Here is a 15,226-nt window from a genome sequence, read left to right on the forward strand (position 1 = left end):
AAGTAGGCGGTTAGCCAGTCAACTAGCAGCCGCCCTCACACGAACTATCTGAACCGATGCAGAGGGCTTCCTCACGGAGTCCGCATAGGGAGACGACTCATGTCCGCAATCATCGAAAAAGGACGACAACTGGACGAATTGCTCGCCAACGCCGTTCAGGACGACAAGGAAAACGGTGTTTTCCGTTGCCGTCGCGACATCTTCACGAACGCCGACCTGTACGAACTCGAGATGAAGCACATCTTCGAGAGCAATTGGGTGTACCTCGCGCACGAAAGCCAAGTGCCGAACAACAACGACTACTACACCACGTATATCGGTCGCCAGCCGATTGTCATCACGCGTGACAAGGCTGGCGAGTTGCACGCTGTCATCAATGCGTGCGCACACAAGGGCGCCATGCTGTGCCGCCGCAAGCACGGCAATAAAGGCAGCTTCACCTGCCCGTTCCACGGCTGGACCTTCTCGAACGCCGGCAAGCTTCTGAAGGTTAAGGACGAAAAGACCACCGAGTATCCGGTGCAGTTCAACAAGCAAGGCTCGCACGACCTGAAGAAGGTGGCGCGCTTCCAGAACTATCGCGGTTTCTTGTTCGGCAGCTTGAACGCTGATGTGCTGCCGCTTGAAGACTATCTCGGCGAAACGAAGGTCATCATCGACCAAATCGTCTCCCAAGCGCCGGATGGCCTCGAAGTTTTACGCGGAAACTCCTCGTACATCTACGAGGGCAACTGGAAGATGCAGATGGAGAATGGCTGTGACGGCTACCACGTCAGCACCGTTCACTGGAATTACGCCGCGACGATGGGTCGTCGCAAGGTCGAAGGTACCAAGGCCGTCGATGCGAACAGCTGGAGCAAATCTGTCGCCGGCGTGTACGGCTTCGAGCATGGCCACATCCTGTTGTGGACCAAGACGATGAACCCAGAGGTGCGTCCGGTCTATCAGCATCGTGATGAAATCGCCGCACGTGTCGGCGAAGACCAGGCGAAATACATCGTCAATCAGACGCGAAATTTGTGTCTTTATCCGAACGTATTCCTGATGGACCAGTTCAGTACCCAGATTCGCGTGGTCCGTCCGATTAGCGTTGACAAGACTGAGGTCAGCATCTTCTGCTTCGCGCCGAAAGGTGAAAGCGCAGAGAGCCGCGCTGTTCGCATTCGCCAGTACGAAGACTTCTTCAACGTTTCGGGGATGGGCACCAGCGACGACCTCGAGGAATTCCGTGCTTGCCAAGCCGGTTACGGTCCCACCACGTCAATGTGGAACGACATGTCGCGTGGTGCGCCGCTTTGGGTACATGGGCCTGATGACAACGCTAAGGGCATGGGCCTGAATCCGCTCATCTCTGGCGAGCGCAGCGAAGACGAAGGTCTTTTCGTCGTTCAGCATGAATACTGGGCGAAGGTGATGCGGGAAGCCCTTCGGAAAGAACAGGCGGAGGCGACGGTATGAGCTTCGAATATCACACGATTTGCAATGCGCTCTACCAAGAAGCGCGTTTTCTCGATGACCGCCAGTGGGACGAGTGGCTCGCCTGCTACACCGAAGACGTCAGCTACTGGATGCCAGCCTGGGACGATGATGACAAGCTCACCGAAGACCCGCATAGCCAAATCTCGCTGATGTATTACCCGGACCGAGGTGGGCTCGAAGACCGCGTGTTCCGCATTAAGACGGAGCGAAGCGGCGCTTCGATGCCGGAACCGCGTACTAGCCACAACGTCACCAATGTGGAAGTGCTGGCCGAGCGTGATAACGAAGTGGATGTCCGGTACAACTTCAACACGCTGAACCATCGTTACAAGGTAACGGACCAGTTCTTCGGCACCATCTACGTCACCTTCCGCGCAGTTAGCGACCGCTTGCTGATTTCGAGCAAGAAGATAGCGCTGAAGAACGACTATATCCGCCAGGTGCTCGACGTCTACCACGTCTGATGCTCGGCCGGACCAGGAAACGAAGTAGGAGGCAACATGTCCAGTTACAACATTGCACTGAACTTTGAAGACGGCGTGACTCGCTTCGTCGAATGCAAAGCCGGCGAAAAGGTCCTCGATGCCGCTTTTCGTGCAAAGATTAACCTCCCAATGGATTGCTCAGATGGCGTATGCGGTACTTGCAAGTGCCGCGCCGAGAGCGGCAGCTACGACTTGGGCGATGACTACATTGAGGATGCACTGACCGAAGACGAAAAGGAGAGCGGCCTCGTGCTTACCTGTCAAATGGTCCCCCAGAGCGATTGCGTCATTGCGGTCCCGGCCTCGTCGACCTCGTGCAAAACGGAGCACAACAAGTTCGCTGCAACGGTCACGAAAGTCGAGCAGCACAAAGACGCAGCGGTTGTGCTCGAGATGGACGTGGACGGCGTTCCGCCGGTTTTCCTGGCCGGTCAGTACGTCAACATCGACGTGCCCGGAAGCGGTCAGCATCGCTCGTACTCGTTCTCGTCCACACCAGGCGCGTCGAAAATCAGCTTTCTGATTAAAAAGATTCCGGGTGGCGTGATGAGCACTTGGCTCGAATCGGCACAGCCGGGCAACAAGGTCGAGTTGACGGGGCCGATGGGAATCTTCTATCTGCGGGCTGTCGAGCGACCGCTGCTGTTCCTTGCAGGCGGTACGGGCCTAGCGCCCTTCTTGTCGATGCTGGAAGTGCTGGTTCGTGCGAATTCCCAGCAGCGAGTGCACCTAATCTACGGTGTGACGCGAGACCTCGACCTCGTGCTGGTCGAAGCCATCCAGGCGTACACAGAGAAACTGCCCAATTTCACGTTCAGTACCGTCGTTGCAGAAGCTGAGTCTAGCCACCCCCGTAAGGGCTGGGTGACGCAACACATGCCCGCTGAATGCCTGAATGACGGCGATGTTGACGTGTACCTGTGCGGGCCGCCGCCGATGGTCGACGCTGTGCGTAAATATTTCGACGACAACGGTGTGAAGCCAAACAGCTTCCACTATGAGAAGTTCACTCCCAACGTATCACCGGTGACTCATGAACGCTCGAAGGTTTGAAGGCAAGGTTATGGTCGTCACGGGGGCCGCGCAGGGCATCGGCCGTGGCGTCGCTCTGCGCGCGGCTGCAGAAGGCGCGAAGGTATTGTTTGTCGACCGCGCCGACTTCGTTTCCGAGGTCGCCGCCGAAGCGACTGGCGCCGACACCGCGGGATTCGTCGCAGACCTAGAAACGTACGAAGGCGCAGCGTCTGCAATCGACTTTGCCGTGCAGAAGTTTGGCCGTATCGACATTCTGGTGAATGGGGTTGGCGGTGCGATTCGCATGCGGCCCTTCGCCGAATTCGAGCCGACGCAGATTGACGCTGAAATCCGCCGTTCGCTGATGCCCACCCTGTATGCATGTCACGCGGTGCTTCCGCATATGCTCGCGCAAGGTCGGGGAACGATTGTCAACGTCTCATCCAACGCCACGCGCGGTATCCGCCGCGTACCATACTCGGCCGCGAAGGGCGGAGTGAACGCGATGACCCAGTCCCTCGCAATGGAGTATGGCGAGCAGAACATCCGCGTAGTCGCTGCGGCACCCGGCGGGACAGAAGCACCTCCGCGACGCGTGCCCCGCAACGCCGCCGGCGACAGCGCGCAAGAGAAGACGTGGATGGGCGATGCGGTCAAGCAGGTCACTGAATCGACCTTCTTCAAACGTTACGGAACGCTCGACGAGCAAATCGCACCCATCCTCTTCCTCGCATCTGACGAAGCAGGTTACATCACCGGAGCCGTGTTGCCCGTCGCGGGCGGAGACAACGGCTAGTCGCAAAAAATAACGAGTAGGAGACGCCACAATGAACGAACGCAAAGCCATTGTTCCCGCAGGCATGGAAGCGGTGTACGAAAAGATTCGCTACGCCCCTGCGGTGAAGGTCGGGAAGACGGTGTACGTCTCAGGTCAGATTGGCCGTGATGCCAACATGAAGCTGGTGGCTGAGCGCGAAGCACAGATTGTGCAGGCCTTCGAGAATTTGAAGGCAGTGCTCGAAGCGGCAGGCGGGACGCTCGCCGATATCGTCGATGTAACCACTTTCCATACAGACATGCGCGACCTTCCACTTTTTATGGAAGTGCGTGACCGATACCTTAACGCACATCCCTTGCCGGCATGGACCGCTGTGGGGGCGCACATGCTGGGTGGTGCCGCCGGCTACATTGTCGAAATCAAAGCTGTTGCAGTGTTGGCTGACTAAGCGTGCCCCTCCCAGATTCTAAAAAGGAACCGGTGTGCCTAGCGAAACTCGCCGACAAGCAATTCACGATGTTGTTGCAGTACTTCCGGGTCGAGCTGACGACATGGCGCGCTTGGATATTCTGCTCGGACACGAAGAGCCCATCGTCACGGTCATCGGAAAGTACAACCACGGAAAAAGTCGCCTCCTGAACGAGCTCATCGGTCAGGAAGCATTTGCCGTCGCGGACAGACGCGAAACGGTGAAGCTCTCGGAGGGTCCATCAGGGCGTTCGATGGTTGGATGCGCCAGGCCTTGATGCCGATGTTGGCACGGAAGATGACCGCCACGCCATGCACGCCGCATGGCTACACGCGGACATCCGCCTCTTCGTGCACGCCGCAAAAGAAGGCGAGTTCGATGCAAAGGAATTGGCGCTCCTGGAAGAACTTCGTAAAGACACGGAACGGACGCGGCGACAAACGCTCGTCGTGTTGACCCAAGTCGACCAGCTTCCCAGCGATGCCGAGTTGCAAAAGGTGAGCGGCGCCATCACCGCTCAGCTCCCTGACACTCCCTTGAACGCGGTTTCTTCGGCCCGGCACCGTAAAGGCCTCGACGAAGGCAAGAAGCTTTTTGTTGAAAAAAGCGGAATTCCTTCGTTGCATGCGGAGCTGGATAAAGCGCTCGACCAAGTGCCGGCCGCTCGCGCATTCGAAATCTCATTGTTATTTGAAGAAATCCGAGACGAGCTTGCCTCCCTTGCTCGTCAAAATCAGGCGTCCCTGGAAATCTTACGTGCCTTGCAACTTCAGCAACGGCAGGAATTTGACCTGGGGCTCGAGGCCGTCACCGGGAAGGTTAGTTCCGACATCGAGGTGATGCTCGACGGTTTAGGCGAAGACTATGCATCTATCCCGGACACCGCGAAAGACGCGTATGCCTCCACAGCGGGCAAACGTGAACGCGCCCACATTCAGATTGCGTACTCGCGTGCGTGCATCGAAATTGACAGCTTTCTAGCGGGGCATGGCGTTATTGGGCTGCCGGCCGAGCAGGAAACCGTCGCACGTGCCCTCAACACCGTCATGATTGCGGTGATGGGTGTCTCGGTTAAGTTCAGGAAGGACCTCCGCCGAATGTTCTGCACGGAAGCAGGTCGCGAAAGAATGCGGCGTGACTTCACTCACTACTATGAGATTTCGAACGACCGAAAGGCACTGGCTACGCGTGTTGCGGACGCGGAGGCTGCAATCGACGCTCTTCGTACAGCGTTAGCCTCTCTAAACGGTTTGGAAGTGACGGCATGAAGGCGGACCCAAGCAACGAGCACCGTTTCATCGCTGATGTCGACGCATTCGATTTCATCACGCACGATGTAACGACCATCGTTGATTCGATGGAGGAGTGGCTCGCGGGCTTGAATTCCCATCTCCAGGTAAGTCGTCTGACGTGGAGCGGTTTGAATGAGTGCAACGCACTCGCGTGGAAAGCGAAAGCGATTAACACTGCGGTCGACCAAGGCATGGCCGCATGCGTCGAGCAATGGCAGAGCTACGAACCGGCTCGCGCGTTTGCTGATTCTTTTGACGACAAGGTATTGCTGCTTGTCTTTGGAAAATTCAATGCCGGAAAGAGCTCGTTCTGCAACCTTCTCGCCGACCGCTTCGCTGCCCATGGAAAAGAGGTCCGATACTTCTACCTCGATGAAGGCCGAATCGTTGAGACGCCGGAACGTTTCAACGAGGGTGTGACGGAGACAACCTCCCGGCTTCAAGGCGTTCGGCTTGCTGGGAAGCTAGTCTTAGTGGACACACCCGGACTGCATTCGGTTACGCCAGAGAACGCGGCACTCACCCAGCGCTTTGCGGACAGCGCAGACGGCGTTTTATGGCTCACGAGTTCGACGTCGCCGGGACAGGTCCAGGAGCTAGACGAGCTTGGACGCGAACTGCATCGCAACAAACCGTTGCTTCCGGTCATCACTCGCAGCGACGTCTATGAAGAAGACGAGGTCGACGGCGAGATTTGCAAGGTACTGCGCAGCAAATCGCCAGTGAACCGTGCGGAGCAAGAGGGTGACGTCAACGCACGCGCAGCCGAGAAGCTCAAGCAAATGGGAGTTGCAGTTGACCTGCTGAAATCACCCGTATCCATCTCCACATATCTGGCTTGCGAGCAGGGCCAAACGCAAGCGGCGATGAATGAAGCCGGGTTCGACCGACTCTTCGCCACACTCGTTGCCATTGCCGAGCCGACACTTGCATACAAGCGTCGCAAACAGGCGGAAGTCCTGCTGCATCATTTAGAAGAGAGCGTCATTGGCGGCCTCAATAGTGAGGTCGCGTCCTTGCTGCAGGAGATTGGTTCCGCGTCCGAGGCTGAAAGAGACATGCTGGAAGCCACGCAAGAGCGGCTCGCCAATGCCCTGTGGCGTGCAGTCGTGCCAGAGCTACCCAGGCTGCTCGAGAAGTACTCCGCGACCCGCGACCTCAGAGGGCTCGTCAATCTACTGTCTGAATCGACGAGAGATGCCCTCTCGCTAGAGGTGCGCACGCTTCTGCCCGGGTACGTCGCTGACTTGAGCGTCATAAATTCGAAACTGGAATTGCAACTCGATGTTCCGGTCTGGAGCGGAGACGGCGACGAGCGTTTTGCGCTCGACTATCAGCGGCTTCACGAAGCGCTCACAAAAGCAATTGGCAATCTTGTGCTACGGCTGAGCGGCGAGGTAGTCGGTCAGTGCCGGACTGCGCTATCGCGCTTTGAGAAGCTCACGCAGGGCCTAGAGGCATGTTTCCTTACGCATGAGGAAACGTTGCTTTTCTTGAAGCGCAACCTGCGGTCTGAATTCGATTGATTTTAAGTTTGAGCAAGGGGTGATGCCCGAACGACTGGGTTTGCCTAAATAGAAAAAGGAGCCTCCATGAGCGCAACGTGTGACATTCCTTCCCTTATCGATAAGGAGCCTGTACGCCCATTTCAGTGGGTTATATTCGCACTGTGTTTCCTGACGACCCTGTTCGATGGGTTCGACACGCAGGCGATTGGGTACACAGGTCCCGCAATCATTGCCGCATTTGGCCTCCGCCCGAGCGAACTGGCGCCCATACTCATTGCTGGCACACTTGGAATGACCGTGGGAGCCATGACGCTGGGGCTGCTCGGCGACCGCGTCGGGCGACGCCCCGCTTTGCTGGGCGGAGTCGCGTTGTTCAGCGTGGCGTCGCTGCTCACAGCTTTTGCGAAGAGCACCAGCCTCATACTTGTTCTTCGATTTGTCGCAGGTCTCGGGATGGGTGGTTGCACGCCCGTGCTTTTGGCCCTTGCAGCTGAATTCTGGCCTGCTCGTCACCGTGGTGCGGTCATGACTGGCGTACTTCTGGGACTTCCCGCAGGCGCCATGGTCGGAGCTCTCCTCGCATCGAAAATGATGCCGTCCCTCGGCTGGCAAAGCGTCTTCATTGCGGGCGGTGCAGCGCCGCTGTGCTTGCTCGTCGTGCTGTTCTTCGTATTGCCCGAATCACTGAGCTTCTCCATCAGTCAGGTGCGAGGCCGAAACACCGATTCTGTGCGCAGGTTGGTTTCGAGGGTTCTGAAAATCCAGGTTCCTGCCGACACGGTTTTCGCCGTTCCTGCCAACACGGCCCGAGCGAGCGTGCGAGCATTGTTCGGCGATGGAAAGTCGCGCAATACCGTCGCAATTTGGTGCGTCTACTTTTGCAACTGGGTCGCATGGTTCATGTTCCTTTCCTGGCTGCCGACGGTTCTGAAGGCGACGGGGCTTCCGGCAACCCAAGCTCCGATGGGAACCGTAACGGTGAACGCGGTATTCATCGTGTGTGCCGTCCCGCTGTCGCTCCTCTTACCTAGGGTAAGCACGCGGCTAATTCTGGTTGCGCTCATGGCGCTGGGAATTGCGCTCTCGATTGGACTTTCGGTCTCTGGGGCGTCGTGGACCGCCGTCTTTTTGTTGGTCGGTGCCGCAGGGCTGGGCATCGGCGGACAGCAAATCGTCCTTAACTATTTGACGGTTGAAGCCTACCCGACGACACTGCGCGCAACTGCAACTGGATGGGCAATTGGGATGGGACGGCTTGGAGCGATATTTGGCTCCGCGATTGGCGGAAGTGTTCTCGAATTCGGCGGACCGGCCGGATTCTACGCAGCCCTTGCGTTGCCTCTGCTCGTTGCGCTGCTGTCTGTCATGCTGATTCGCTCGTCGAATAGCGCAGAGGACAAGGACTTCGCGCCCGTGCATTAAGATTCGTCGAAGCACTCGTTGACTCGTCGCTCGCTCCCAGTAACAGGGCGCGGACCGATAGTCTGTCCCGGTATCGGTCCGCGCGCATTCAAGCGCGTCTCAACGACGCGCTAAAAGCATTACATCTTTCCAATAACGCCCAGCGACGTAATCTTTTGCGACTTAACCTGATAGACGGAGACTGCAGCGTACTTCTGGTCCCCCTTACTATCGAATTCGATTCTCCCCGTCACGCCCGTGTAGTCGACGGAATGCAGCGCGTCGATGACCTTCAGCGGGTCGAGCGAACCGGCTTTCCGTACTGCCTCACCAACCACCATCACGCTGTCATATGTGTAGGGCCCGAAGTATTGCGGCGGCTGGTTGAAGCGCGCTTGATACTTTTGAACAAAATCCTTGGAACCCGGCAGTTGGTCGAGCGGCGCGCCAGTTTGTGTACAGTATTCTCCCTCCGCAGCAGAGGCCGCGACGCGAACCCAGTTCTCCGTGCAAATCCCATCGCCTCCGACGAAGTGAACGCGGGTCATACCAAGCGACTTCATCTGCTTGACGAAGGGTGACGCTATGGCGTCGGTGCTGGCCAGCACGATGGCGTCTGGCTGGCTCGATTTAAGGGATGTGAGAATGGCCCGAAAATCGACGGCCTTATCGTTCGTGAACTCTCTGGTGACGGCAATGCCCGACTCACCTGCATCCTTCGCCACTTGGTCGCCCAAGCCCTGCCCGTATGCGGTGCGGTCGTCCACCAGCCCAATGCGCTTCGCCTTTAATCGACGACTGAGGAACTGCACCATCCCCGCAGCTTGTGCGTTGTCGTCGGCAACGACGCGGAACGTGTTCTTGAGGTTCTGTGCAGTCAGCGTGGGATTTGATGCGCCACTCGAAATGAACGGAATCCCAGCCTGGCTATAAATGCGCGAAGCGGGAATCGCGACGCCGGAGTTGATGTGGCCTATGACGGCGATGACATGGTCATCAACCAGCCGCTGGGCGACAATGGTGCCAACTCGAGGGTCGGCTCCGTCGTCCGCCGCGACAAGCTCGAAGCGAACGCGCTTACCGTTAACCACGATGTTCTTGGAATTGAGCGCGTCAATCGCTAGTTCGCCACTGTTCTGAACGTCTTTTCCTAGGCTTGCCAGTTGCCCAGTGGTCGGCCCCGCGACGGCAATCTTTGCTACCACGTCATCTGCATATGAAGTCGTTGCTGCCAATGCCGAGACGGCAGCGATACACGTAGCCGCGAGTGAAGTGTGAAGGCGAGATTGGTGAGACATGTTGCTTCTCCAAGAGATTCCAGCCGTTTCAGTAAACATCTGAATGGAACTACGTTTCGGTGTCCTTAATTAAAAGCCAGTAGCAGCTCTGTCACTTGACTCCCCGTCCGCGTCCTATGTGCAGAACATCATATGCGAGTCAAAATAAATTCTCGTATCTGAGAATAATTATCTCAGGCCTCGGCCAATTAGAATCGGTCAGCACGAAACGGTGTCAGGTCGACTGTCGGGTGAGCCCCCGTCATCGACTCCGCAATCAAACGTCCCGTGATGGGTCCAAGCGTCAGGCCGTGGTGCGCATGTCCAAACGCGAACCAAAGATTTCTATGGCGCGGTGCGGGCCCAATGACTGGCATCATGTCCGGTGTACACGGACGGCAGCCGAGCCACGGTTCCGCGTCGACCCGTTCTCCGAGAGGAAAGACTTCGCGCGCCACAGGTTCCACCGCTTCCAGTTGTACCGGCGTCTTGGGCGAATCGCGCAATCCGAGCTCCACACCCGTCGTGAGTCGAATTCCTCGAGCCATGGGCGTAATCATGTAACCGACTTCGGCATCGAGCACTGGCTGATTCAGCGTCGCACCTGGTTTGGCCGCGTAGTGCATGTGGTAGCCACGTTTCACTTCGAGTGGCAGCTCATAGCCGAGCCTTTTGGTCAGGTCGCCGGACCAGGGGCCCATGGCGATGACGCCTGTTTCGGCCTCCACGAGACCAGTCTCGGTCCAAACGCGCCAGCCATCTTCCAGCGTAGAAGCGTCGCCAATCAGCACGCTGCCGCCGAGTCGCTCGAAAAGCTTCGCATACGCGCCGACGAGGCCGGCCGGGTCACTCACCGAGTTAGACGACGAGTAACGAACTGCTGCGCGAAGAACTGAACTTAACGAGGGCTCAGTTTGGTGGAGCGCGTCGCCTTCCAAAACTTCAAACTCGACTCCGTATTCATCTTTCCAGCGCGACGCTTCTGCGACGGCGCCGTCAAAGGCACTTCCCGTACGGAACGCCTTTATCCAGCCGGTTGTTCTGAGCAAGGCTTGTGCTTCAGCTGCTTCAATCAAGTCTCGGTGCTCCGAAACGCTGTGCTCTATCAGCGTTGAATAGGCTTTCGCAATCTGTGCATGACGGTCTGCCCGGGAGTTGTGCCAATACTTCAAGAGGAACGGCGTCAGTTTCGGCATCGCCGTCGGGTGATAGCGCACATCCGTCGCGCGGTTGCCCGCATAGTGCGCGAGCGACGCAAAGTCGCGAGGGAACGCGTACGGATACACGCCCTCGCGTTGGATAAGTCCAGCGTTGCCGAGTGAAGTCTCGTTGCCTGGCGCCTTGCGGTCGATAAGCGCGACTTTGACGCCCCGACGCTGCAACTGCAGAGCGACAGACGTGCCGACGATGCCGCCGCCGAGAACCATTGCATCAAACTTCATCTCGATATTCCTTTCGTACGCACCATGCGAGTTGCTTGATTGTCCATCGATGACCGGGGCGGTCAGGCGAGCGCCGTTACTGCAATCTCAACATCGAGACCCGGTTTCATTAGAATCGACGTGACACACGCACGTGTCGGAGCGTGCCCCTCTTCGACCCATGCGTCCCACACAGCGTTAAACGCATCAAAGTGCTTCGGGTCGCTCAGCCACACATTGGCCGTGAGCAAGCGAGTTTTGTCGATTCCTGCCGACGTGAGCAGTCTGTCGATGCGGGTGAGGATTTCGGTAGCTTGCACATCGATAGCGGCGCCCGCCGTGTCAGGAACCTGCCCCGACAGATAGACAACACCGTTGGCCACCACGACCTGGCTCATGCGAGCGTTGGTCTGCAGGCGTTTGATTTCTTGGCTCATAGTTACACCATTGATAAGCCGGATGCATCGCTTCCGGACGGGTTAAAAATCGGAGGTGAGGTGACGAGAGACTTGAGCGCTGGATTGGCTTCGCGTAGATGCGACAGGTTCGGGCGGGGACGACGCAGCGTCGACGACCCGGAAAATGCTTGTTCAAACGCATGGGAAATCGCCAACGTCTGCGAGTCGCCACGGAACGGTCCGACTATCTGCAGCCCGAACGGCATACCTGCCTCGTCCACGCCACACGGCAGGGAAAGTGCTGGATTGGTCGCGAGTGTGACGACATAGGTGAGCGCGAGCCACCGGTAGTAATTTTCCTGCGGTCTGCCTTGCACGGTAGAAGCGTAAAGTTCCGTCCACGGGAAGGGCGACACCGGCGTTGTCGGCGAGACGATGACGTCGTAATGAGAGAACGCCAATTGGAAACGCTGGAAGATTCGGGTCTGCTCGCACTGGGCCCATGCGGAATCCGCAAGCGACATTTTCGCGCCCATCTCGTAATTCGCGCGTGTGTTTGGACCCAAGGCGCTCGGGTCGCGCTCGTACGCCGTGCGTAGACCGGCGACGAAGCTTTCGGCCCGAATGACGTCGAAGCACCGATGCACTTCGCCGAGTTTGAAATCGACAGGCTCACACGTGTGAACCATGCCTCTGATGGCAGTCACTCGCGACCTGAACGTTTCTCGAATCGACTCATCAACGTCGCAACAGCCGAAGTCCTCGGTATAGCCGACTCGGAGTTTGGCAAGGTCGATGTGCCCAGTCCGATTCAATCCCGGTGCATCGACCGAGTAGCTCAATGGGTCGCCCACCGACTCGCCTGCTGTCGCTGCGAGCTGCAACGCGGCCTCGGCGACGGTACGTCCCATCGGACCGACCACCGAAATCGGCGTCCATCCCAATAAACGGCGCGAGTTGGGTACAAGGCCAGGTGATGGTCGAAAGCCGACCACGCCACACTTTGACGCTGGAATGCGCAGCGAGCCACCGGTATCGGACCCGGTGCAGACCGGCAACATGTCACACGAGAGCGCTGCCGCCGAACCGCCCGAGCTACCCCCCGCGTTCAGCGCGGTGTTGAACGGGTTGCCCGTCGCACCCCATACTGGGTTCCGGGTGTTCGCACCAGCACCCAGCTCCGGCACGTTCGTCTTTGCCAGCAGGATTGCGCCCTGTTTGCGCAGGCGCTGGACCAGCACCACATCGCGCGTCGGCACGTTGCCCCGAGACATGGGCGAACCGTAGGTGGTGAGTAGGCCAGCCGTGTCTTCAAGGTCTTTCACGCCCATGGGCAGGCCGTGGAGCAGTCCCAATTCTTGTCCATCCATCACGCGTTGTTCGGCGACCTTCGCCTCGCGTCGCGCCGCATCGAAGCAGGTCGCCGTGACTGCGTTCACGGCTGGATTGAGCGTTTCGATACGGTCGATACAGGCGTCGACCAATTCGACTGGCGAAATCTGCTTGATGCCGATGAGTCTTCGGAGCTCTTCGGCAGACTGGGTCACCAGTTCTTCGTTAGCGGAGGTCATTGTCTTTTCCTGAATTCGGCGTCAGTTGATGGCTTCGCCAGTGCGGTCGCGCAGCCAGATGACCGGGACCAGCGAAATCGCACAGGCTGCTGCCACATACCATGCTGGTGCCAGGGGATTGCCTGTACGTTCGACAATCCAGCTTGCAATCAGAGGAGAAAATCCACCAAAAAACGATGCACTTACCACGTACGTTAATGCGATTCCTGTCGCACGCACTTCGCGCGGGAACAGCTCCGGAATCATCACCAGCACTGGAACAATCTGTCCGGCAACGAAGATGGCGAGAAAGGCGGAGACCGCGCAGAGTAGGAGTATCGAAGGCTGCGCGCTCAGGAGCAAAAACGCGGGATAGACCGTTGCCAGCAGGATGACCCGCGAGATAACCAGCACACGCTTGCGGGTAAAGCGGTCTGCCAGCCTGCCCGCGATAGGCGCCGCGATGAATAGCGTTAATGAGCTGACGACTCCCGAGATGACCGATGCGGTCGGTGACAGATGTAGCGTCCGCACCGCGTGGTTCGGAAGAAAAAACGCTGTGATATACACCGACACCGAGCCACCCAGCTCGGCAAACGTTCCCAGGATGGTCAGCTTGAGGTGAGTCGTGAGCGCCGCTTTCAGCGCGCTACTCTTCTTTTGACCATGAGTCGACGCACCGCTGAGGGTTTCTTCGAGACGGCGCCGGATTAGCATTCCGACGGGGGCCGCGAAGATTCCCAGCAAGAACGGAAGGCGCCATCCCCAATCGTCAACGACCTCCTTGGGCATCGTTACGTTCACCAGCGTGGCGACCACGGCACCGAGCGCGAGACCGAGAGCGGTCGCTGCGAAATTCCAACTAGCGAAGAACGCACGCGTATTGTCGGTGGCGTATTCCACGAGCAGTGTCGTCCCCGGACCGAACTCCCCACCGGCAGCAAAGCCTTGAATGAGACGAGCTGCAAGGACAACAAGCGGTGCAAAGATGCCCGCCACTGCGTACGTTGGCGCAAACGCGATGAGCGCGCAACTCAGCGCCATCAGCATGATGGTCAGCACCATCGCTTTTTTTCGCCCCACGCGGTCAGCATAGGCGCCGATGACAACGCCGCCAAGCGGACGCACTACGAAGCCAACGCCAAAGACCCCAATCGAAAGAAGGAACTGATTGACCGGGGATGCGGATGGGAAAAAGAGCTTCCCAATCTGGATTGCGAAGAAGCTATAGATGGTGAAGTCGTAGTACTCAAGGGCTGTCCCAAGGGTAGTGGCAGCAACAACCTGAGTCTTCGAGAGACCAGCCTTCTCAAGTGCGAGTGATGCCACGATGCTGCTCCTTCAGATGAACGACGGTATGAGAGTTATCATATACGAGAAAAAAATAATTCTCGTATACGACAAAACCCGAATTCAGGACGACATATGCAAAAGTCCGGAGCACACCGCAATCACGCGGCCCCCTCGACCGAAACGGAAGGAACTTCCTTTCATATCGACCACAAGGCCGTCGGCACGCGACTGCGTCAAGCACGCAAGTCTCGCGAGCTGACCTTGATGCAGCTATCCGAGCGTTCGGGAATCGCGGTCTCGACCATCTCGAAAGCTGAACGCGGCGACATTGCTCTCACCTACGACAAGTTCGTCGCGCTTGCGCACGCCCTTAATCTCGATTTCGACACGATTTTCGGGCGCGCGCTCAGCCGAGAGGCCGGACCGATTGAGCCTACGTTGACCCGCTCCGGGAAGCAGCTGATTTACGACACACCCAACTACGAATACGGCATGATTGCCAACGACCTCGTCGGCAAACGCATGGTGCCGATGCGTGCACATATCCGCGCCCATGCGCTCGACGATTTCCCTGACTACATCCGGCACAGCGGGGAAGAGTTTGTGTTCCTTTTGCAGGGAAAGCTCGAACTTCATTTCGAGAACGGGTCCGTCTTCAAGCTTGAACAAGGCGACAGTCTGTACTTCGACAGCGCCCAGGGTCATGTCTACATCAGCACCGGAGCCAAAGACGCCGAGGTTCTCGTGTGTTGCGTCGACACCGACGACCATCGTCCGCCGCGAACGCTCTGAACGTGCCGTTTGGATTCCCCGGCGTGCCTTGGCGAAACGGAAGCTGGACGGCCAAGTGATTTCGATAAA

At 57.8% G+C, this 15,226-nt stretch carries 15 protein-coding genes; 10 read left to right on the top strand and 5 right to left on the bottom strand.

Translation table 11 applies throughout. The features are described from left to right. Positions 1-99: 99 nt before the first annotated feature. The 9 genes from QCE73_RS32315 (at position 100) to QCE73_RS32350 (ending at position 8,447) form a co-directional block, all read left to right on the top strand. Complete coding sequence (locus QCE73_RS32315; protein WP_309885076.1) at positions 100-1,458, top strand: Rieske 2Fe-2S domain-containing protein; 1,359 nt, start codon at positions 100-102, stop codon at positions 1,456-1,458. Then, positions 1,455-1,943, top strand: coding sequence for a benzoate 1,2-dioxygenase small subunit (benB, locus tag QCE73_RS32320; protein ID WP_309885077.1), 489 nt, complete (start codon positions 1,455-1,457; stop codon positions 1,941-1,943). Before QCE73_RS32315 ends, benB begins: the two co-directional genes overlap by 4 nt. 36 nt (positions 1,944-1,979) lie before the next feature. Then, positions 1,980-3,017 (top strand): benzoate 1,2-dioxygenase electron transfer component BenC, encoded by a 1,038-nt coding sequence (gene benC / locus QCE73_RS32325; RefSeq protein WP_309885079.1) that lies wholly within the window; start codon positions 1,980-1,982, stop codon positions 3,015-3,017. Further along, positions 2,998-3,774: a benzoate diol dehydrogenase BenD gene (gene benD, locus QCE73_RS32330; RefSeq protein WP_309885080.1), complete on the top strand. Its 777-nt coding sequence runs from the start codon at positions 2,998-3,000 to the stop codon at positions 3,772-3,774. Before benC ends, benD begins: the two co-directional genes overlap by 20 nt. A 31-nt stretch (positions 3,775-3,805) precedes the next feature. Then, the gene (locus tag QCE73_RS32335) at positions 3,806-4,204 is read left to right on the top strand and encodes a RidA family protein (RefSeq protein ID WP_035509083.1); all 399 of its coding nucleotides are present in this window, start codon (positions 3,806-3,808) and stop codon (positions 4,202-4,204) included. Between the two features lie 103 nt (positions 4,205-4,307). Next, complete coding sequence (locus tag QCE73_RS39480) at positions 4,308-4,502, top strand: GTPase (protein ID WP_404989833.1); 195 nt, start codon at positions 4,308-4,310, stop codon at positions 4,500-4,502. Next, positions 4,483-5,493, top strand: a complete 1,011-nt coding sequence (locus QCE73_RS32340) for a hypothetical protein (RefSeq protein WP_309885081.1) — start codon at positions 4,483-4,485, stop codon at positions 5,491-5,493. Before QCE73_RS39480 ends, QCE73_RS32340 begins: the two co-directional genes overlap by 20 nt. After that, positions 5,490-7,043 (top strand): dynamin family protein, encoded by a 1,554-nt coding sequence (locus QCE73_RS32345; RefSeq protein ID WP_309885082.1) that lies wholly within the window; start codon positions 5,490-5,492, stop codon positions 7,041-7,043. The genes QCE73_RS32340 and QCE73_RS32345 overlap by 4 nt, the downstream gene beginning before the upstream one ends. Before the next feature lie 66 nt (positions 7,044-7,109). Continuing rightward, positions 7,110-8,447 (top strand): MFS transporter, encoded by a 1,338-nt coding sequence (locus QCE73_RS32350; RefSeq protein WP_309885083.1) that lies wholly within the window; start codon positions 7,110-7,112, stop codon positions 8,445-8,447. 119 nt (positions 8,448-8,566) lie between these two features. Here the strand turns inward: QCE73_RS32350 and QCE73_RS32355 are convergent, their stop codons facing one another. From QCE73_RS32355 to QCE73_RS32375, 5 genes are all read right to left on the bottom strand, one after another. After that, a complete protein-coding gene (locus tag QCE73_RS32355) occupies positions 8,567-9,724 on the bottom strand; it encodes a branched-chain amino acid ABC transporter substrate-binding protein (RefSeq protein ID WP_309885085.1) in 1,158 nt (385 codons plus the stop codon). Between the two features lie 188 nt (positions 9,725-9,912). Next, entirely contained in the window at positions 9,913-11,145 is a 1,233-nt protein-coding gene (locus QCE73_RS32360) for an FAD-binding oxidoreductase (RefSeq protein WP_309885086.1), read from the bottom strand. Positions 11,146-11,207: 62 nt separating this feature from the next. Next, positions 11,208-11,561 carry a RidA family protein gene (locus QCE73_RS32365; RefSeq protein WP_035509096.1) on the bottom strand — a complete coding sequence of 118 codons (354 nt, stop codon included), beginning with the start codon at positions 11,559-11,561 and terminating at the stop codon, positions 11,208-11,210. Positions 11,562-11,563: 2 nt separating this feature from the next. After that, positions 11,564-13,093, bottom strand: a complete 1,530-nt coding sequence (locus tag QCE73_RS32370; protein ID WP_309885087.1) for an amidase — start codon at positions 13,091-13,093, stop codon at positions 11,564-11,566. A gap of 21 nt (positions 13,094-13,114) precedes the next feature. Beyond that, positions 13,115-14,401: an MFS transporter gene (locus QCE73_RS32375; protein WP_309885088.1), complete on the bottom strand. Its 1,287-nt coding sequence runs from the start codon at positions 14,399-14,401 to the stop codon at positions 13,115-13,117. A gap of 96 nt (positions 14,402-14,497) precedes the next feature. On the opposite strand from QCE73_RS32375, the gene QCE73_RS32380 reads away from it, so the two are divergent. Further along, the gene (locus tag QCE73_RS32380) at positions 14,498-15,157 is read left to right on the top strand and encodes an XRE family transcriptional regulator (protein ID WP_309885089.1); all 660 of its coding nucleotides are present in this window, start codon (positions 14,498-14,500) and stop codon (positions 15,155-15,157) included. Positions 15,158-15,226: the final 69 nt, after the last annotated feature.

The sequence above is a fragment of the Caballeronia sp. LZ029 genome (genome assembly GCF_031451275.1).
In the GTDB taxonomy this organism is placed as follows: Bacteria; Pseudomonadota; Gammaproteobacteria; order Burkholderiales; family Burkholderiaceae; genus Caballeronia; species Caballeronia jiangsuensis.